Source organism: Modicisalibacter coralii (assembly GCF_004117855.1).
GTDB classification, from domain to species: Bacteria; Pseudomonadota; Gammaproteobacteria; order Pseudomonadales; family Halomonadaceae; genus Modicisalibacter; species Modicisalibacter coralii.
The window spans coordinates 43,943-63,191 of the sequence record NZ_QWBW01000015.1; the positions used below are offsets into that span (position 1 = coordinate 43,943).

Annotated in this window: 17 protein-coding genes; 4 read left to right on the forward strand and 13 right to left on the reverse strand. The window is 65.3% G+C overall.

All coding sequences use genetic code 11. From position 1 onward, the window contains the following. Nucleotides 1–89: 89 nt before the first annotated feature. Both trhO and D0901_RS09680 read left to right on the forward strand, forming a co-directional pair. Complete coding sequence (trhO, locus tag D0901_RS09675) at nt 90–1,028, forward strand: oxygen-dependent tRNA uridine(34) hydroxylase TrhO (protein WP_129140103.1); 939 nt, start codon at nt 90–92, stop codon at nt 1,026–1,028. A gap of 101 nt (nt 1,029–1,129) precedes the next feature. Further along, nucleotides 1,130–1,996, forward strand: coding sequence for a DNA replication terminus site-binding protein (locus tag D0901_RS09680; protein ID WP_129140104.1), 867 nt, complete (start codon nt 1,130–1,132; stop codon nt 1,994–1,996). A gap of 7 nt (nt 1,997–2,003) precedes the next feature. On the opposite strand, the gene D0901_RS09685 is transcribed toward D0901_RS09680, so the two are convergent. From D0901_RS09685 to D0901_RS09735, 11 genes are all read right to left on the reverse strand, one after another. Continuing rightward, a complete protein-coding gene (locus D0901_RS09685) occupies nt 2,004–2,288 on the reverse strand; it encodes a YrhK family protein (protein WP_129140105.1) in 285 nt (94 codons plus the stop codon). A gap of 61 nt (nt 2,289–2,349) precedes the next feature. After that, complete coding sequence (gene sthA / locus D0901_RS09690; protein ID WP_129140106.1) at nt 2,350–3,741, reverse strand: Si-specific NAD(P)(+) transhydrogenase; 1,392 nt, start codon at nt 3,739–3,741, stop codon at nt 2,350–2,352. Nucleotides 3,742–3,960: 219 nt separating this feature from the next. Further along, a complete protein-coding gene (gene nqrM / locus D0901_RS09695) occupies nt 3,961–4,218 on the reverse strand; it encodes a (Na+)-NQR maturation NqrM (protein WP_129140107.1) in 258 nt (85 codons plus the stop codon). 1 nt (nt 4,219) lies between these two features. Then, nucleotides 4,220–5,230 carry an FAD:protein FMN transferase gene (locus D0901_RS09700; RefSeq protein WP_233440395.1) on the reverse strand — a complete coding sequence of 337 codons (1,011 nt, stop codon included), beginning with the start codon at nt 5,228–5,230 and terminating at the stop codon, nt 4,220–4,222. A gap of 53 nt (nt 5,231–5,283) precedes the next feature. After that, the gene (gene nqrF / locus D0901_RS09705; protein WP_129140109.1) at nt 5,284–6,516 is read right to left on the reverse strand and encodes an NADH:ubiquinone reductase (Na(+)-transporting) subunit F; all 1,233 of its coding nucleotides are present in this window, start codon (nt 6,514–6,516) and stop codon (nt 5,284–5,286) included. A 26-nt stretch (nt 6,517–6,542) separates the two neighbouring features. Next, nucleotides 6,543–7,163 (reverse strand): NADH:ubiquinone reductase (Na(+)-transporting) subunit E, encoded by a 621-nt coding sequence (nqrE, locus tag D0901_RS09710; RefSeq protein WP_129140110.1) that lies wholly within the window; start codon nt 7,161–7,163, stop codon nt 6,543–6,545. After that, entirely contained in the window at nt 7,164–7,832 is a 669-nt protein-coding gene (locus D0901_RS09715; RefSeq protein WP_129140111.1) for an NADH:ubiquinone reductase (Na(+)-transporting) subunit D, read from the reverse strand. A gap of 3 nt (nt 7,833–7,835) precedes the next feature. Beyond that, nucleotides 7,836–8,624, reverse strand: coding sequence for a Na(+)-translocating NADH-quinone reductase subunit C (locus D0901_RS09720; RefSeq protein WP_129140112.1), 789 nt, complete (start codon nt 8,622–8,624; stop codon nt 7,836–7,838). Further along, entirely contained in the window at nt 8,621–9,850 is a 1,230-nt protein-coding gene (locus D0901_RS09725; RefSeq protein ID WP_129140113.1) for an NADH:ubiquinone reductase (Na(+)-transporting) subunit B, read from the reverse strand. The genes D0901_RS09720 and D0901_RS09725 overlap by 4 nt, the downstream gene beginning before the upstream one ends. Nucleotides 9,851–9,852: 2 nt before the next feature. Beyond that, complete coding sequence (locus D0901_RS09730) at nt 9,853–11,205, reverse strand: Na(+)-translocating NADH-quinone reductase subunit A (protein ID WP_129140114.1); 1,353 nt, start codon at nt 11,203–11,205, stop codon at nt 9,853–9,855. A gap of 293 nt (nt 11,206–11,498) precedes the next feature. Beyond that, nucleotides 11,499–12,953 (reverse strand): glyceraldehyde-3-phosphate dehydrogenase, encoded by a 1,455-nt coding sequence (locus D0901_RS09735; protein WP_129140115.1) that lies wholly within the window; start codon nt 12,951–12,953, stop codon nt 11,499–11,501. A gap of 259 nt (nt 12,954–13,212) precedes the next feature. Between D0901_RS09735 and mfd the strand changes: the two genes are divergently transcribed. Beyond that, a complete protein-coding gene (mfd, locus tag D0901_RS09740) occupies nt 13,213–16,662 on the forward strand; it encodes a transcription-repair coupling factor (protein ID WP_129140116.1) in 3,450 nt (1,149 codons plus the stop codon). 181 nt (nt 16,663–16,843) lie between these two features. Beyond that, nucleotides 16,844–17,935: a L,D-transpeptidase family protein gene (locus D0901_RS09745; RefSeq protein ID WP_129140117.1), complete on the forward strand. Its 1,092-nt coding sequence runs from the start codon at nt 16,844–16,846 to the stop codon at nt 17,933–17,935. A gap of 41 nt (nt 17,936–17,976) precedes the next feature. Here the strand turns inward: D0901_RS09745 and D0901_RS09750 are convergent, their stop codons facing one another. Then, complete coding sequence (locus D0901_RS09750) at nt 17,977–18,300, reverse strand: Lpp/OprI family alanine-zipper lipoprotein (protein WP_224417455.1); 324 nt, start codon at nt 18,298–18,300, stop codon at nt 17,977–17,979. Between the two features lie 75 nt (nt 18,301–18,375). After that, nucleotides 18,376–18,936: a L,D-transpeptidase family protein gene (locus tag D0901_RS09755; RefSeq protein ID WP_129140118.1), complete on the reverse strand. Its 561-nt coding sequence runs from the start codon at nt 18,934–18,936 to the stop codon at nt 18,376–18,378. Nucleotides 18,937–19,249: the final 313 nt, after the last annotated feature.

The following is a 19,249-nucleotide window of genomic DNA, read 5'->3' on the forward strand; positions in this document are numbered from 1 at the left end:
CGATTTGCCGTAAAATGCCGCCCCGCGGCGACCCCGCCGTATCCACCATCCGGACCGTCCTTTACGCGGACGACTCACTGGAGAACGACATGAGCCAGACCATCGTCGTGGCGGCACTGTACAAGTTCGTCACCCTCGAGGATTTCGAAGCCCTGCGCGAGCCGCTGCTCGACGTCATGCGGCGCAACGACGTCAAGGGCACCCTGCTGCTTGCCGAAGAAGGCATCAACGGCACCGTATCCGGTACCCGCGAAGCGATCGACGCCCTGCTCGCCTGGTTGAAGGCGGATTCGCGCCTGCACGACGTCGACCACAAGGAATCCTACTGCGACGCCCATCCCTTCTATCGCACCAAGGTCAAGCTGAAGCGCGAGATCGTCACCCTCGGCGTTCCCGATGTCGATCCCAACCAGCGGGTCGGGACCTACGTCGAGCCCGAAGCGTGGAACGACGTGATCAGCGACCCGGAAGTCCTGGTGATCGATACGCGCAACGACTACGAAGTGGAGATCGGCAGCTTCGAGGGGGCGATCGACCCGCGGACGACGTCGTTCCGTGAGTTTCCCGAGTACGTGAAGGCTCACTACGACCCCGCCCGCCACAAGAAGGTGGCGATGTTCTGCACCGGCGGGATCCGTTGCGAGAAGGCCTCGAGCTACATGCTCAACGAGGGCTTCGAGACCGTCTATCACCTCAAGGGCGGCATTCTCAACTATCTGGAGAAGGTGCCCGAGGAACAGTCGCTGTGGCGCGGCGAGTGTTTCGTCTTCGACAACCGGGTCACCGTGCGTCACGACCTGAGCGAAGGCGAGTACGACCAGTGCCACGCCTGCCGGAGGCCGATTTCCGATGCCGACCGCCAGTCGCCCCATTACCGCCCCGGCGTCAGCTGTCCCCACTGCTGGGACGCCCTCGCCGAGAAGACCCGCGCCCGCGCCGCCGAGCGTCAGCGCCAGATCGAGCTGGCCAGGGCCCGCCGGCAGCCGCACCCCATCGGCCGCGATCCCCGCGCCGCCAACGGCAACTGACGGCACCAGGGCCCGCTGGCCGGGCCCGTTTCCCGGGATGACAGCAGCGTGTCACGGGATTACAGTCTCTCTTTGAGCTAACGGTATAAGGGGCGCACGCCATGGAGATCCAGTACCGTCTGATGGCCGAACTCGAGGTCGCCTTCGATCGGCTCGTCGAGACCAGCGAAGCGCTGCTCGACCGCTATGCGGCCCGCCCGCGAGACGCCTGGGCCCTGGCAACGCCCACCCCCGACCGGGAGTGGCTGCGGCGCAGCCTGCTCGACTTCTGGTACCGCGACGGCCAGGACGGGCGCGCCACGCACAGCTACGTGGCGCTGGTCGCCGCCGACGAGGCACTGCTCGAGGCGGTCGCCAGCGTCAACGCGGCCAAGCAGGCCTTCGCCGCCAAGCTCGGCGACATCCGCGAACAGGCCGCCGGCCTGATTCCCGAGATCAAGGCGGTGCTGCCCTTCCGCCATCCCGCCCTCCACGACCACCTGCGCGGCCAGGGGCTGGCCCGGCTGCATCTCAAGCAGTGCTGGCGCCAGATCCCGGTGGCGGATGCCCCGCTCTCCCGGGTCCGACTGGCCTGGTACTCGAGTGGCCGTTCGATCAAGCGGCTCACGGTACGCGAGGCCGAGCAGAAACTGCTGGCGCTGGACAGCGAGGCGCCCCACATCCGTATCCAGCTCGAACGGCTGGCGGGTATTCCCGACCGCGAGCCCCTGGCCCAGGTCCAGAAGCAGGCGCCGGTGATGCGTGGCAACCTGTTCTTCGCCGAGCCGCTCGCCGACGGCCGCGAGCGACGGGCCCTGAACCTGCCGCTGCCGCTGTTCATCCCCGCGCCGGACGGCCGCCTGCCCCACCACAACGAGCCGCTGCCCCGGCCGCCCGAAGGGCGCACGCGCGCCAGGCGCAGCGACGAGCGGCTGGAGGACGAGGTCTTCCTGCCGAGCCTGCGGGTCTACCGCTACCGGAGCGCCTGACGACGCATCAGTAGTCCTGGTCGCTGCCGGGCAGGCGCTTGAAACGGATGTAGCGGTGCAGGCGAATCATCGGGCGAATCAGCAACTGCACGCTGCCGATGACGAACAGCCAGACGCCGATCGTCTTGAGCGTGCCTTCGAAGAAGAAGCAGACACTGCCGAGGGTGAACCAGACCCCCAGCATGAAGTCGTTGACGATGCTCAGGACTTCATAGCGCTGGTGAATCACCAGCTCCTCGTGGCCGAAGGTAAAGGTCCAGTCGTTGTTCTGCGAATTGCGTTCCTTGCGCATGCTGACCTCCTGTCGCGATGAGACGAAAGGAAACGGCCCGCACGATGGCGGGCCCTAGGGCTCAGAACAGGCGGTTGAGCCCGTTCTGAGCCGCCACCCGATAGGCCTCCGCCATGGTCGGGTAGTTGAAGGTGGTGTTGATGAAGTACTTGAGGCTGTTGGCCTCCCCCGGCTGCTGCATGATCGCCTGGCCGATGTGGACGATCTCCGAGGCCTGGTCGCCGAAACAGTGGATCCCCAGGATCTCCAGCGAGTCGCGGTGGAAGAGGATCTTGAGCATGCCCACGGTGTCGCCGGTGATCTGCGCCCGGGCGGTATCCTTGAAGAAGGCCTGGGCCACCTCGTAGGGCACCTTGGCCTCGGTCAGTTCGCTCTCGGTACGGCCCACCGAGCTGATCTCGGGAATCGTGTAGATGCCGGTGGGAATCTCGGTGACGAAGCGGAACGGCTCGTCGAGGAACTCGTCGCTGGCACTGCGCCCCTGATCGTAGGCGGCGCTCGCCAGGCTGGGCCAGCCGATCACGTCGCCCACCGCATAGACGTGCGGGATGGCGGTGCGATAGTGATCATCGACCGTGAGCTGGCCGCGCCCGTTGGCCTCGAGCCCGATGTTCTCGAGACCCAGCTCGTCGGTATTGCCGGTCCGGCCGTTGGCCCACAGAAAGGCATCGGCACGCAGCTTCTTGCCCGACTTGAGGTGCACGACGACCCCGGACTCATCGCCCTCGATCCGCTCGTACTCCTCGTTGTGACGCACCAGCACTCCGTGCTGACGCAGGTGGTAGGACAGCGCATCGCTGATCTCGTCGTCGAGGAACGACAGTAGCCGACTGCGGGTATCGATCAGGTCGACCTTGACCCCGAGCCCCGAGAAGATCGAGGCGTATTCGGAGCCGATCACCCCGGCGCCGTAGATGATCAGCGTGCGCGGCGTGTGCGACAGGCCCAGGATGGTGTCGGAGCAGTAGATCCGCGGATGACGGAAGTTGACGTCGCCCGGCCGGTAGGGCCGCGAGCCGGTGGCGACGACGATCTTCTGGGCGCAGAGCTCCTCGACGCCTTCGTGATTGTCGCGTATGACCACGGTGTGCTCGTCGCGAAAGCGCGCCACGCCGAAGAACAGGTCGATGCGATTGCGCGCGTAGAAATTGGTGCGCATCTCGACCTGCTGATCGATGGTCACCCGGGAGCGCTCGAGGACCTTGGGAAACGAGAACCAGCGCGGCTCGCCGATATCGCGGAACATGCGGTTGGTGTTGAACTGCATGATCTGCTTGACCTGATGGCGCAACGCCTTGGAGGGGATCGTCCCCCAGTGGGTGCAGTTGCCGCCCACGGCGGGCTGCTTCTCGACCACGGCGACCCGCTTGCCGTGCTTGGCGGCATTGATCGCCGCGCTCTCCCCTGCCGGTCCGGTGCCGATCACCACCACGTCGTAGTTATGGACTGCCATCGGTTCTCGTGTCTCCTCGCGCGGATATGGAAGTTAAGAGGGTGTTTACAACAGTCACGAGCGACGGTCAGACAAGGCGAAATCAGCCGAGAAAGCGCAGTTTACGAGTGGGTAAATGAGCATTTCGAGGCTGATTTCAACGCCGTATGGCCTAGCGCAGTAATTTGTAAACATCCTCTGAGGCGTCGCGACGCCGTCCCTGGCGCCTGGTCGGGCCGCCTAGCGGCGCGTGGCGTCGTAGCCCAGGTCCAGACCGCGGCTCTCGTCGGCACGCCGGCGCGCCCGGCCGCTGCGCTTGCGGTTCTCTTCCTCGCAGACCTCGTCCTTGCCGCCGCAGATCTCGCAGCCGTCCTTGAGGCCCAGATTGTTGAGGCCGCCACAGGAACCGCTGATCGGCTTGCGCCCCAGCAGCACGCCGATCGACATCGCCGCGACCAGCAGCAGCATCGCCCCGAACACCAGTAGCCAGGTCGTCATGTCACTCCTCCTCGCCGGTCGTCCGGGCCCCTTCCAGGTAGGGCTCGAAGGCCGGACTCATGCGTGTTTCGAAACCGTCATCGGTTCTGACAATGACATAGACCGCCAGGTTTTCCCGTTCGGCCAGTTTCAGCGCCGCACTCTCGCCCATCACCGTGAAGGCGGTGGCCAACGCATCCGCCGTGGCACAACGCTGGGTGATCACCGTCACCGAGGCGACACGGTTGGTGATCGGCCTGCCGGTGCGCGGATCGATGGTATGCGAGTAGCGTACGCCGTTTTCCTCGAAATAGTTGCGGTAGTCACCCGAGGTCGCCACCGCCGCGTCGCCCAGATCGATGACCCGTTGCACGCTGCGCTCGCTGGACACCGGCTTCTCGACGGCGACCCGCCACGGGCTGCCATCCGGCTTGTGGCCGCGGGTGCGAATCTCGCCACCCACTTCCACCAGGTAGCTGTCGATCCCCTGACGCTCCAGGTAATCGGCGACCTGATCGGTTCCGAACCCCTTGGCGATCCCCGACAGGTCGACGTAGACCGGCTTGGTCTTGGTCAGGGTGTCGCCGTGGAGTTCGAGGGCGTGGATGTCGACGCGGGCGAGCGCCTCGGCCAGCGCGTCGGCCTCGGGAGCACGGTCGGGGCGCCCCTGCGGCCCGAAGCCCCACAGATTGACGGCGGGTCCCACGGTGACGTCGAAGGCATCGTTGGATAGTCGGGCGATACGCAACGACTCGCGGATCACCGCCGCGGTCTCCGGCGACAGGAAGAACGGCACCCCCACAGGGTAGCGGTTGAAGCGTGACAGTTCAGAGTCGTCCTTGTAGGTCGACATCAGGTGGTCGACGTGCTCCAGCTCGCGGTGGATGCCCTGGTCGAGAGTTTCCTGGGCCTCGTCGTCGAGCGCCGCATAGACCGTGACGTGGTAGCCGGTACCGAAGATCGGCCCCTGGAAGCGGTGCGCCGAGACATCGGGCGGGGGATTGCAGCCGGCCAGCGCCAATGCCAGGGTCACTATCAACAACAGGGCCTGGAGGGGCCCTGTCGCGGTCGGTCGGTGGTCTCGGATCATCCGCCGAAGTCGTCCAGCATGATGTTTTCCGGCTCGACCCCCAGGTCGGTGAGCATCTTGATGACCGAGGCGTTCATCATCGGCGGCCCGCACATGTAGTACTCGCAATCCTCGGGCGCCGGATGGTCCTTGAGATACATCTCGTAGAGGACGTTGTGGATGAAGCCGGTCGGCCCCTCCCAGTTGTCTTCCGGTTGCGGATCGGAGAGCGCCAGGTGCCATTCGAAGTTGTCGAACTCCTCGGCCAGCTGGTCGTACTCCTCGTTGTAGAAGGTCTCGCGCCAGGAGCGCGCCCCGTACCAGAACGACATCTTGCGCTTGGACTCGAGACGCTTGAGCTGGTCGAAGATATGGCTGCGCATCGGCGCCATGCCGGCGCCGCCACCGATGAAGACCATCTCGGCGTCGGTATCCTTGGCGAAGAACTCGCCGAACGGACCCATCACCGTCACCTTGTCGCCCGGCTTGAGGTTGAAGACGTAGGTCGACATCAGCCCCGGCGGATGATTGGTGTTGGGCGGCGGCGTGGCGATACGGATGTTGAACTTGAGGATGCCCTTCTCTTCCGGATAGTTGGCCATGGAATAGGCGCGGATCACTTCCTCGTCGTTCTTGTGGGAGACGTTGAACAGCCCGAACTTCTCCCAGTCGCCCCGGTACTCCTCCTCGATGTCGAAGTCGGAGAACTTGATGTCGTAGGGTGGCGCCACCAGTTGCACGTAACCGCCGGCGCGGAAGGCGACTTCCTCGCCCTCGGGAAGCCTGAGGTTGAGTTCCTTGATGAAGGTGGCGACGTTGGGGTTCTCGATGACCTCGCATTCCCACTTCTTGACGCCGAAGACCTCCTCGGGGACCTCGATCTTCATGTCCTGCTTCACCGGCACCTGGCAGGAGAGCCGCCAGCCCTCCTTCTTTTCACCCATGGTGAAGTGCGACTCCTCGGTGGGCAGGATCGAGCCGCCCCCGTCCAGCACCCGGCACTTGCACTGGGCACAGGAACCGCCGCCGCCACAGGCGGACGACAGGAAGATGCCGTTCGAGGCCAGGGTCTGCAGCAGCTTGCCGCCCGCCTGGGTGGTCAGGGTGTTCTCGGGATCCTCGTTGATCTGGATCGTTACGTCCCCACTGCTCACCAGCCGGCTGCGCGCGGCCAGAATGATCGCCACCAGGCCAATGACGATCACGGTGAACATGACGACGCCGAGCACGATAATCGATGTATCGACCATGTCGAATTCCTATGTTCTCGTTGTGCTTACAGCTGGATGCCGGAGAAAGACATGAAGCCCAGCGACATCAGCCCCACGGTCAGGAAGGTGATGCCCAGGCCGCGCAGGCCGGCGGGCACGTCGCTGTACTTGAGCTTCTCGCGGATGCCCGCCAGCGCGGCAATCGCCAGCGCCCAGCCGGCGCCGGCGCCGAAGCCGTAGATCACCGACTCGCCGAAGCTGTAGTCGCGCTGCACCATGAACAGCGAGGCACCCAGGATCGCGCAGTTGACGGTGATCAGCGGCAGGAACACGCCCAGGGCGTTGTAGAGCGCGGGCACGAACTTGTCGAGGAACATCTCCAGGATCTGCACGATCGCCGCGATCACGCCGATGTAGCTGAGCAGGCCCAGGAACGACAGGTCGATGTTCTCGGCGCCCGCGATGCCGGTCCAGGACAGCGCCCCCTCCTCCAGCAGGTAATGGAGGATCAGGTTGTTGACCGGCACGGTGATGGTCAGCACCACGATCACCGCCACGCCCAGGCCGATGGCCGAGGACACCTTCTTGGACACCGCCATGAAGGTACACATGCCCAGAAAGAAGGCCAGTGCCATGTTCTCGACGAACACGGCCTTCACGAACAGGCTCAGGTAATGTTCGAACATTTACACGGCCTCCTTGGCCTGGGTATTGGCCGTGATCTTGAACTCGTTCTCCTCGACCTGTTCCGGGTTGAGGCTGCGCAGCCCCCAGATGATCAGGCCGATCACGAAGAACGCCGAGGGCGGCAGCAGCAGCAGACCGTTGGTGACGTACCAGCCGCCGTCGTTGACCGGCTGCAGCACGGTGAAACCGAAGATCGAGCCGGAGCCGAACAGTTCGCGGAAGAAGCCCACGGCCAGCAGCATCGCGGCATAGCCGAGACCGTTGCCCACCCCGTCGAGGAAGCTCATCACCGGGCCGTTCTGCATGGCGAAGGCCTCGGCACGGCCCATCACGATGCAGTTGGTGATGATCAGACCGACGAACACCGAGAGCTGCTTGGAGATCTCGTAGGCGTATGCCTTGAGTACCTGATCGACCACGATGACCAGCGAGGCGATGATCGTCATCTGCACGATGATACGAATCGACGACGGGATCTGGTGACGGATCAGGGAAACGAAGAAGCTCGAGAACGCGGTAACCGCGATGACCGCCAGCCCCATGACCAGCGAAGTGTTCATGGAGTTGGTGACCGCCAGCGCGGAACAGATACCCAGGATCTGCAGGGCGATCGGGTTGTTCTTGAAGATAGGCGTGGTCAGCACGCCTTTGGGCGTATAGGCAGCCATGGCTTACGCTCCTTGCGTCGTGTCGCGGAACCGGGCCAAGTACTCGGCGAAGCCTTCGTCACTCAGCCAGAATTGCAGCAGATTGGTGACCCCCTTGCTGGTCAGCGTGGCACCGGAAAGCGCGTCCACCTTGTGGACGGCGTCCGGCGTCTGGGGGCCGACCCCGCCCTTCACCAGCTTGATGGCGGGATCCATGCTGTCCTCCGGGTAGATCTTCTTGCCATCCCACAGCGCCTTCCACTTGGGATTGTCGACCTCACCGCCGAGCCCCGGCGTCTCGCCCTGATCGTAGAAGGACAGGCCGACGACGGTGTTGCCGTCACCCTTGAGGGCCAGATAGCCGGACATCAACGACCAGAGCCCCTGCCCGCGAACCGGCAGGATGATCTCGTCGGGGCTGTCGGGGTCACCCACCAGATATACCGTAGCGTAATTTTCCCGACGTCCGATACCCGCAAGATCCTCGGCGCCGGACAGGGTGCGCGACTGCGCGGGATCCTTGGCGGCCTCGAACTGGTTGAAGGTCTCGGGATTCTTGCCCTCGGCATACTCGCCCGTCTTGAGGTCGACGACACGCGGCGTGATCAGCTCGTCGTACTGGTCACGGATGTCCTGGCCGGGCTTGTAGAGCTCGGCGACCTGGAGCAGGTTGCGCATGCGGTCCTGTTCCTGGTTCTTCGCCTGGGTGGGACGCAGCACGACCGCAGCCGATGCCACCACCACGGAGCAGACGATGCACAGCGCGAACGCGACCGTGAGAGTCTTCTTGACGGAGTTGTTGCTGGCCATCAGGCGGTCTCCTTGCTCATCGCAGCGGCCGCTTCACGTTTCTGGCGACGCTTGATATTGGCCTGCACCACGAAGTGGTCGATCAGCGGGGCGAACAGGTTGGCGAACAGGATCGCCAGCATGATGCCTTCGGGGAAGGCGGGGTTGACCACCCGGATCAGCACCGTCATCACCCCGATCAGGGCGCCGAACACCCATTTGCCGGTATCGGTCATCGAGGCGGACACCGGATCGGTGGCCATGAACACCATGCCGAAGGCGAAACCGCCGACCACCAGGTGCCAGTACCAGGGCATGGCGAACATCTGGTTGGTATCGGAACCGATGGCGTTGAACAGCGCGCTGGTCGCCACCATGCCCAGGAAGACGCCGAGCATGATCCGCCAGGAGGCGATCTTGGTCCCTACCAGGACCAGGGCGCCGATCAGGATCGCCAGCGTCGAGACCTCGCCGATCGACCCGGGAATGAAGCCCAGGAAGGCGTCCATCCAGCTCATCTGCTGATGCAGGGCGCTCATGCCGTCGGCATAGGTGGTGGACAGGGCCGTGGCTCCGGTATAGCCGTCCGCCGGCACCCACACCGAGTCGCCGGAAATCTGCGCCGGATAGGCGAAGTAAAGGAAGGCACGCCCGGTCAGTGCCGGGTTGAGGAAGTTCTTGCCGGTGCCGCCGAAGACTTCCTTGCCGATCACCACGCCGAAGGTGATGCCCAGCGCCACCTGCCACAGCGGGATGGTCGCCGGCAGGATCAGGGCAAAGAGCACCGAGGTGACGAAGAAGCCCTCGTTGACCTCGTGACCGCGCTTGACGGCGAACAGCACTTCCCAGAAACCGCCGACCACGAAGGTCACCAGATAGATGGGCAGGAAGTAGGTCGCGCCGAGCACGAAGTTGTCCCACCAGTTGGCCGGATCATTGCCCCCGGCCAGCAGCATGGTCGCCGCCTCGCGCCAGCCGCCCAGCACGCCGTAGCCGTCGGCGATCGCCTGGTTGGCCTGCAGGCCGACGTTGTACATGCCGAAGAACATCGCCGGAAAGGTGCAGAACCAGACGGTGATCATGATCCGCTTGAGATCGATCCCGTCGCGAATGTGCGAGGTGGTGCGAGTGACGTCGGGCGGCGAGTAGAAGATGGTGTCCACGGCCTCGTAGAGCGCGTAGAACTTCTCGTACTTGCCCCCCTTGTGAAAGTGCGGCTCGAGATTGTCGAGTGTCTGTCGGATGCCCATCTTCAAGCCTCTTTCTCGATCGTGGTGAGATTGTCGCGCAGGATGGGGCCATACTCGTACTTGCCGGGGCACACGTAGGTGCACAGCGCGAGGTCTTCCTCATCCAGTTCGAGACAGCCGAGCTGCATCGCCATTTCGATGTCGCCGACGATCAACGAGCGCAGCAACTGGGTCGGCAGGATGTCCAGCGGCATCACCGTCTCGTAGGCCCCCACCGGCACCATGGCGCGCTCCGAGCCGTTGGTGGTGGTGGTCGGGGCATAGTCGCGCAGCCCGGTGAACCGCGACAGGTAGATGCCCAGCACCGAATGACGGTTGCGTCCCGGCGACAGCCAGCCCATGAAGGCGCGCTTGTTGCCCTCCTCGAGCAGCGTGACCTGGCGGTGGAAACGCCCCAGGTAGCTCAGCGCCCCCTCGGCGACCTTGCCGCCGAACACCGAGCCCGAGATCACCCGCACATCGTTGTCGGCCTTGGCGATCTCGCCATCGAGCAGTTCGCGCAGGCTGGCCCCCAGGCGGGTGCGTACCAGACGCGGCTTGGCGGCGAGCGGCCCGCCCAGGGCGACCACGCGGCTGACGTCGAGCTTGCCGTCGGCGAACAGCTTGCCGATGGCGATGACGTCCTGGTAGCCCAGATGCCAGACCTGACGGGTCAGGCTCACCGGCGACAGGTGATGGATATGGGTGCCGGGAAGACCGGCCGGATGCGGCCCCTTGAAGCTCTCGCTACGTACGCCGGTCACGTCGCTGCCGGGGAGCTCGGCATCGGGGGCGTGACAGAGGAACACCGCCCCTTCGGTCAGTCGCTTGAGTACCTTAAGGCCGTTGCTAAACGCCTCGGGTTGCTCATTGACGATCGGCGCCGGGTCGGCGGCGAGCGGATGGGTATCGATCGCGGTGACGAAGATGCTCGCCGGCTCGGCGTCGAGGGCCGGCGTCCGCGAGAAGGGACGCGTGCGCAAGGCGGTCCACAGCCCCGACTCGACCAGTTGATCGACGACGGTCTGCCGCTCGAGACGCTCCAGCGCCTCGGCGCCATGGGCGGTGAAGTCGGCCGACTCCTCGCTGTCGTCGACCTTGATCACGACCGACAGCAGGCGCCGCTTCTCGCCACGATTGATCTCGACCACTTCACCGGCAGCCGGCGCCGTGAAACGCACGCCCGGGATCTTCTTGTCGGTGAACAGCAGTTGGCCGAGTTTCACCCGGTCCCCCTCCCGGACCTCCATCGTCGGCTTCATGCCGACGTAATCGGTGCCCAGGACGGCCACGTGACGCACCGGCCGCGCATCCTCGATACGCTGCTCGGGCGCCCCCGCGATGGGGAGATCCAGGCCTCGTTTGACTTCGATCATAGTCTCGCCCAGTTATCGAATCTGATTAGCAAGGAAAGGGGTTCGAGGCACGGCATGGTGACGCCGCCGATACGCGAGCTGGCGACGCGAACGGTAAACAGTCACGGTGCTCGAAGGCTTTTCTTATCAGAAGGTTTTACTGTACAGCCCGTGGCCATACGGACCGCGCCAAAAAATCGCAGCCATTATAAAGAGACACTGATCGAAAGGCCACCGGCGCGGGCGGCCGCCTCCCGGACGAGAGGCGCGGAGAGGCCGGCCGCCCGACGGGGCGACCGGCCGCGCAGGGCCCGTCAGTCGCGGGCGCGGGGCAGGTAACGGAAGCGCACGTTGGACATCGACTGCAGGATGCGCACCACCTGACAGCTGTAGCCGAATTCGTTGTCGTACCAGACGTAGAGCACGGCGTTGGTGTCGTCGGCGATGGTCGCCTTGGCGTCGACGATGCCGGCATGGCGGTTGCCGACGAAGTCCGACGACACCACCTCGGGCGAGTCGACATAGTCGATCTGCTTCTGCAGCGGCGAATCCAGCGACACCTCGCGCAGGTAGTCGTTGAGACGCCCGGCGTCGGCCTCGCGCTCCAGGTTCAGGTTGAGGATCGCCATCGAGACGTTGGGCGTGGGCACGCGGATCGCGTTGCCGGTGAGCTTGCCCGAGAGTTCCGGCAGCGCCTTGGCCACGGCCTTGGCCGCCCCGGTCTCGGTGAGCACCATGTTCAGCGGCGCACTGCGCCCGCGACGATCGCCCTTGTGGTAGTTGTCGATCAGGTTCTGGTCGTTGGTGTAGGAGTGCACCGTCTCGACGTGGCCGTGGCGGATGCCGAATTCGTCGTTGACCGCCTTGAGCACCGGCACGATGGCGTTGGTGGTGCACGATGCCGCCGAGATGATGCGATCCGCGTCGCCGATGTCGTCGTGATTGATGCCGTAGACGATGTTCTTGACGCTGCCCTTGCCCGGCGCGGTGAGCAGGACCTTGGCCACGCCCTTGCTCGACAGGTGCTGCGACAGCCCTTCGTCGTCGCGCCACTTGCCGGTGTTGTCGACGACGATGGCATTGTCGATGCCATAGGCGGTGTAATCGATCTCGCTGGGCGAGTCGGCGTGAATCACCTTGATGTAGTGGCCGTTGGCGATCAGCGCGCTGTTGTCGTGGTCGACGCTGATCGAGCCGGCGAAGGGCCCGTGTACCGAGTCGCGACGCAGCAGGCTGGCCCGCTTCTCGAGGTCGTCACCGCCGCCGCGCACCACGATCGCGCGCAGACGCAGCAGGTTGCCGCCGCCGGCCTTCTCGATCAGGATGCGCGCCAGGATACGCCCGATGCGCCCGAAGCCGTAGAGCACCACGTCCTTGGGTTCGCCGCCCATGCCGTTGGTCTCGTGGCCCCCCACGATCTCGGCGAGCTCCTCGCGCAGGAACGCCTCGACATCGCTGCGACCGCTGCGCTTGAAGGCCACCGCCAGCTTGCCCAGGTCGATGTGCGCCGGGGCCAGCTCCAGATCGAGCATGGCCCGGACCATCGGCAGCGTATCGCGCACGGACAGCTCGGTACCCTCGACCTTCTTCACGTAACGGTGGTTCTTGAGAATACGGATCACCGAACGAATGATCAGCGAACGGCCATACAGCGAAGGCACCACGTTGTACTTGCGATACAGCTGACCGAGCAGCGGGATCATCTCTTCGGCCAGCGCCTCGCTGTCCTGCCATTCCTGAAAACAGGTATCGAGCATGTCTTGACTCACGTAGTCGCCTCTCACGGAATCGCGTTGAAAATGATGCGTTCATTATCCTTGCCGACTCACGAGGACCGCAATCGCTGTATGGTCGCACTCGCTGTAGGGCAATTACAGAAATCCGGGGTTGACTACAAACCCGAATTGGGCGTGTTGCGCCACGGCAGGCGCGGCGCGCCGACCGCGCCTTCAGGGTCGTTTTCCCGCCGGACTCGTGCGCCTGTTATGATTCGCCCTACCGTCGTTCCGTCGAAACGTTGCCTGGACCATGCCTGACTTCTCCCCGCTCGCGCCGCCGACACCCGGCGGCCATCGCGACACGCTCTTCTGTCTGGCGCCACAGGGCGCCGCCACGCCGTTGACGCTGGCCCGGCTCGCCGATGAAGGGCCACTGCTGGTGGTCACCGCCGATACCGCCGCCGCCCAGCGTCTGGAGAACGCCCTGCGCTTCTTCGCCGAGGTCCCGGTCCTGCCCTTTCCGGACTGGGAGACCCTGCCCTACGACAGCTTCTCGCCGCACCAGGACATCGTCTCCGAGCGGTTGCGCACCCTGCGCCGCCTCCAGGAGGCCCGCGACGGCATCGTGCTGGTGCCCGTCAACACCCTGATGCAGCGCCTGCCGCCCAGCGACTACATCGCCGGCCGGGTGATGACCCTGGAAGTCGGCATGACGCTCGACCGCGAGGGCTTTCGCGAACGCCTCTCGCGGGCCGGCTACCGCGCCGTGGAGACCGTCTACGAGCCCGGCGAGTACGCCCTGCGCGGCGCGCTGATCGATCTCTATCCGATGGGCAGCGACACGCCCCTGCGCATCGACCTGTTCGACGACGAGATCGACACCCTGCGGCGCTTCGATCCCGACACCCAGCGCAGCGGCGACAAGGTCGAGTCGGTCGAGCTGCTGCCGGCTCACGAATACTCGCTGTCGCGCTCGGCGATCGCCTGCTTCCGCGAAGGCTTCGAGACCCTGTTCGACGTCGACCCGCGTCAGTGTCCGCTGTACAACGACGCCATCAGGGGCATTCCCTCGCCGGGACTCGAGCAGTACCTGCCGCTGTTCTTCGAGGAAACCGCCACGCTCTTCGACCACCTCGCCGAGGGCACGCGGGTCGCCCTGATGCCCGGCGTCTTCGAGGCCGCCGAACACCACTGGGCGGCGATCCAGAGCCGCTACGAGAACCTCGGGGTCGACCCGACCCGCCCGCTGCTGCCGCCGTCGCGAGCCTTCATTCCGGTCCCCGAGGTGTTCGCCGCGATCAAGCAGCGCCCGCGCCTCGAACTGGTCCGGGACGTCGACCACCCGCACGCCCGAACACCGCTGACCCAGGCTCCGCCGGCGGTGGCGATCAACGCCCGCGCCCAGAAACCGCTGGCTGCCCTGAGCGCCTATCTCGATGCCGAGGAGCGGCGCCGGGTACTGTTCGTCGCCGAATCGCGGGGCCGACGCGAGGCCCTGGAAGAAACCCTCGAGGTGCTGCATCTCGACATGCCCCACGTCGCGGGCTGGCGGGCCTTCGTCGAGAGCGATGCGCCCCTGGCGATCACCGAGGGGCTGCTCGACGAAGGGATGACCCTCGACGAACCAGCCATCGCGGTGATCACCGAGACCGAACTGTTCGGCGAGGTGGTCCGCCAGAGCCGGCGCCGCGAGAAGGCCACCGACGACAACGAACTGGCGGTGCGCCACCTCTCGGAACTGCGCCCCGGCGCCCCGGTGGTCCACCAGACCCACGGCGTCGGCCGCTACCTGGGGCTGGAAGCCCTCGAGGCGGGCGGCCAGGCCGCCGAATTCGTCGCCCTGGAATATGCCGACGGCGCCAAGCTCTACGTCCCGGTCGACAGCCTGCACCTGATCTCGCGCTACGCCGGCGCCAGCGACGAACTCGCCCCGTTGCACAAGCTGGGCTCGGATACCTGGGACAAGGCCAAGAAGAAGGCCGCCGAACGCATCCGCGACACCGCGGCGGAACTGCTCGACGTCTATGCTCGGCGCGAGGCACGCGAGGGCTTCGCCTGCGAGGCGCCCGGCGAGGAGTACCTGCGTTTCGCGGCCAGTTTCCCGTTCGAGGAGACCCCCGATCAGCGCGCCGCGATCCACGCGGTGATCGGCGACATGACCGCGCCCCGGCCCATGGACCGCGTGGTCTGCGGCGATGTCGGCTTCGGCAAGACCGAGGTCGCCATGCGGGCGGCCTTCCTCGCCGTGCACTCCGGGCGTCAGGTGGTGGTGCTGGTGCCCACCACCCTGCTCGCCCAGCAGCATTACGACAACTTCCGCGACCGCTTCGCCGACACCGCCGTCCAGGTCGAGTTGATCTCGCGCTTCACCGGCGGCAAGGGTCAGGCCGAGACCCTGAAGCGCATCGAGGAGGGCCGCGCCGACATCGTCATCGGTACCCACAAGCTGCTGTCCCGCTCGATGAAACTCCCCAACATGGGGCTGCTGATCGTCGACGAGGAACACCGCTTCGGGGTCGGCCAGAAGGAGCGCCTCAAGAACCTGAGGGCCGAGGTCGACATCCTCACGCTGACCGCCACCCCGATCCCGCGGACGCTCAACATGGCGATGAGCGGCATCCGCGACCTGTCGATCATCGCCACCCCGCCGGCCCGGCGCCTGTCGGTGAAGACCTTCGTCCAGCAGCGCGACGACGGCGTGATCAAGGAAGCCCTGTTGCGCGAGATCCTGCGCGGCGGCCAGGCCTACGTCCTGCACAACGAGGTCAAGACCATCGAGCAGACCGCCGACAAGATCCGCGACCTGGTGCCCGAGGCGCGGGTCGCCGTGGCCCACGGCCAGCTCCCGGAACGCTCGCTGGAGCGGATCATGTCGGACTTCTACCATCAGCGCTTCAACGTGCTGGTGTGCTCGACGATCATCGAGACCGGCATCGACGTGCCCAGCGCCAACACCATCGTCATCGAGCGCGCCGACAAGTTCGGCCTCGCCCAGCTCCACCAGTTGCGCGGGCGCGTGGGCCGCAGCCACCACCAGGCCTACGCCTACCTGCTGACCCCGCACCCCAGGGCGATGACCAAGGACGCCGTCAAGCGCCTCGAGGCGATCGGCCAGGCCGAGGACCTGGGCGCCGGCTTCACCCTGGCCAGCCACGACATGGAGATCCGCGGCGCCGGCGAACTGCTCGGCGACGAGCAGAGCGGGCAGATGGAGACCATCGGCTACAGCCTCTACATGCAGATGCTCGACCGGGCGGTCAAGGCGATCCGTGCCGGCAAGACGCCCAACATCGAGGCCCCGCTCGATGAAGGCGTCGAGATCAGCCTCAACCTGCCGGCGCTGATTCCCGACGATTACCTGCATGACGTCCAGCAGCGGCTGATCATGTACAAGCGCATCAGCAACGCCGAGAACGAGGCCGACCTCAAGGAACTCCAGGTCGAGATGATCGACCGCTTCGGCCTGCTGCCGGCGCCGGTCAAGACGCTGTTTCGCCAGACCCGCCTGCGCCAGCGTGCCGCACGGCTGGGAATCGCCCGCCTGGAGGCCGGGGACGAACGGGGCCGGGTCATCTTCGGCGCCAACCCGGCCGTCGACCCCATGACGCTGGTCCAGTTGATCCAGCAGCAACCCGACCGCTATCGCCTCGAGGGCGCCGAGATCCTGCGCTTCGAAGCCGACATGAGCGACGAGACGGCGCGCTTCACCGCCGTGGAATCGCTCATCGAGACCTTGAACCGCAAGGCCGAGGCGGCCTGAACGCCCCGGGCGCCCGGCACGGCGGGTGCTTGCCTTGGGCGTCAATTTCGCCAGAATGCGAGGTAGGCGACGAGATCGCGGCACGGGCTCGCAGGCCGAGCCCGTGCCGCGGTCGGCTGCCATGACGTCCCGCGGTTGTCGCCAGCCCCGCCCCACGGCATTTCACACAGGTCCCACATCCATGCCGATTGCCTTATCCACACAGCGCGCCCTGCGTCTGGTCGCCCTGCTCGCCTTCGGGCTCTCTCCCGCACTTCACGCCGAAGCGCCCCCCGACGAGGCCGAGACCTCGCCCACCGGGCATTATCGACTCCCCGAGAACGGCGACGTTATCGGCCGGATTCAGACGGTGACGGCCCGGCAGCAGGATACCCTGATCGCGATCGGCCACCGCTTCGGCGTCGGTTACGAGGAGATGCATCGCGCCAATCCCGAGCTCAACATGTGGCTACCGGGAGCAGGCAGCGAGGTCGTGGTGCCCACCCGCTTCGTGTTGCCGCCGGGGCCGCGGGAAGGGATCGTCGTCAACGTCGCCGAGATGCGCCTGTACTACTACCCGCCCGCCAGGCAGGGCGAGCCGCGGCAGGTGGAAACCTACCCGATCAGCGTCGGCCGCATGGACTGGAAGACACCGCTGGGGACCACCCGGGTCATCGACAAGATCGAGAACCCCTACTGGTATCCGCCCGACTCGATCATCCGTGAACATGCCGAGAACGGCGATCCCCTGCCCAAGGCGGTTCCGCCCGGGCCGGACAACCCGCTGGGCGCCTTCAAGATGCGCCTGGGGATTCCCGGCTACCTGATCCACGGCACCAACAAGCCCGAGGGCGTGGGCATGCGGGTGACCCATGGCTGCATCCGCATGCTGCCCGAGGACATCGCCCAGTTCTTTCCCCGCGTGCCCGAGGGCACCCCGGTACGCCTGATCAACGATATCCTCAAGCTGGGCTGGTCGGACGGCGTGCTCTACATCCAGTCCTATCCGGGCCTGGAGGAGACCCGCGAGACGCCCATCCAGCGCGTCACCGAAGCGCTGGATGCGGTCTCGACGGCGGTTCGCGACCGCACTTACCCGGTCGACTACAAGGCGTTGCGCCGCGAGGTCGAGGCGCCGAGTGGCATGCCGGTGGCCCTGCGGTTCGTGGCCGACTCGCCCGCCCCGGATCGCCTCGCCGGCAGCGATTCCCTGTACGGTCAGGTCTACCAGATCGCCGGCCCGTACTGGTGGGACGAAATGCAAAAGGCCCTGCCGGAAGCAGGGCCCTCATGAGCGCGGCCCTCGCCCCACCGGGGCGAGGGTTCACGACCTCATTACTTCTGCATGGATTTCTGGAACATGCGATCCATTGCCTGCCGGTTTTCACGGGCCATCTGCAGAGCAGACTGCGCGTCACGCTCGGCCTTGTTGGCCGTGTTGAGCGCTTCGCTGGCCATGCTACGGGCTTCTGATACGTCAGAATCCATTTGATCCCACTTGCCTTGCTGTTCGCCGCCTTGTGAAGCACAGCCAGCCATCACCAGCATGGCCGCGCCGATAGCGGAAAGCTTGAGAGCGTTGCTGAAGCTGTTAGCCATCATGTTCTCCTTTAACAACATTCCTTGGTGCTTTGGTTTGGATTCCTGCTTGGCAGGCATTCAAGGCGACCTTGTCGTCGTCCGTGAAACCCCGTCTATGATGCAAGTTAATTGGCATCACTTCCACCCTAGAAATTAGCGGATGATGACCTTGGTGCCAAGTCGCACCAATTGGGTCAAGCGGTCGATCTGGCGATTGGTCACTGCCACGCAGCCCTGGGTCCAGTTGAAGCGCCGATGCAGCTCGGGATCGGCCTCGCCCAGACCATGGATACCGATGCTGCCGCCGAGAATGGTGTCCTGGGGCGGGCGTCCATGACGCCGGTAATAGCTCAGGTAACGAGCGAAATCGCTGTCGCTGAAGGTGCCGTCTTCCTGGGCCTGGCGCGCCTGAGCGAGGTTGGGGTAATCGAGACCGAGAAAGATGTGAAAGTTACTGTCTCGATTGATGCGCGTGATACGGAATTCCCCCGACGGCGTGGTCATGTCGCCGCGCAACCGCTGGCTGGCCACCCCCCGCCGGCCGACCGAGATGGGATGAAAACGCTCGAGTTCGCGGTCGCCACGGTAGATGGTCAGCGTCGAACTCGCATGATCGACCAGCACCCAGACCGCCTCCCGTTCGGTGACCGCTTGCGCCAGTGCCGGCATCGCCAGCAGGAGCCCCAGGATCCAGGTGCAGAGTATTCGCCTCATCGTTTCCCCTTGCTGATACCGCGTCTTGTCGCCGGTCGAGGCGACCGAGGCAACGCTGCTCGATGACGGGAGGTAACGCGGATCGGTAAAAAAGGCGGACCGTGACCGAACGCCTCCGCTCACCGAGCGCCGACCATGACGGTCCGGGGCAACGATACGTCAACTCGGCCGCCACTGACCAGCGGGACGAGCGACTTTTTGCCACGCTGCCGGGTGACGCCTCTCCCCCCGCCCCTCGCGGCCACCATGCCGCCCCCGAACCCGTACTCGGCACCGCCTGGAGTCGCGATGTAAAACGCAAAACATCGTGACA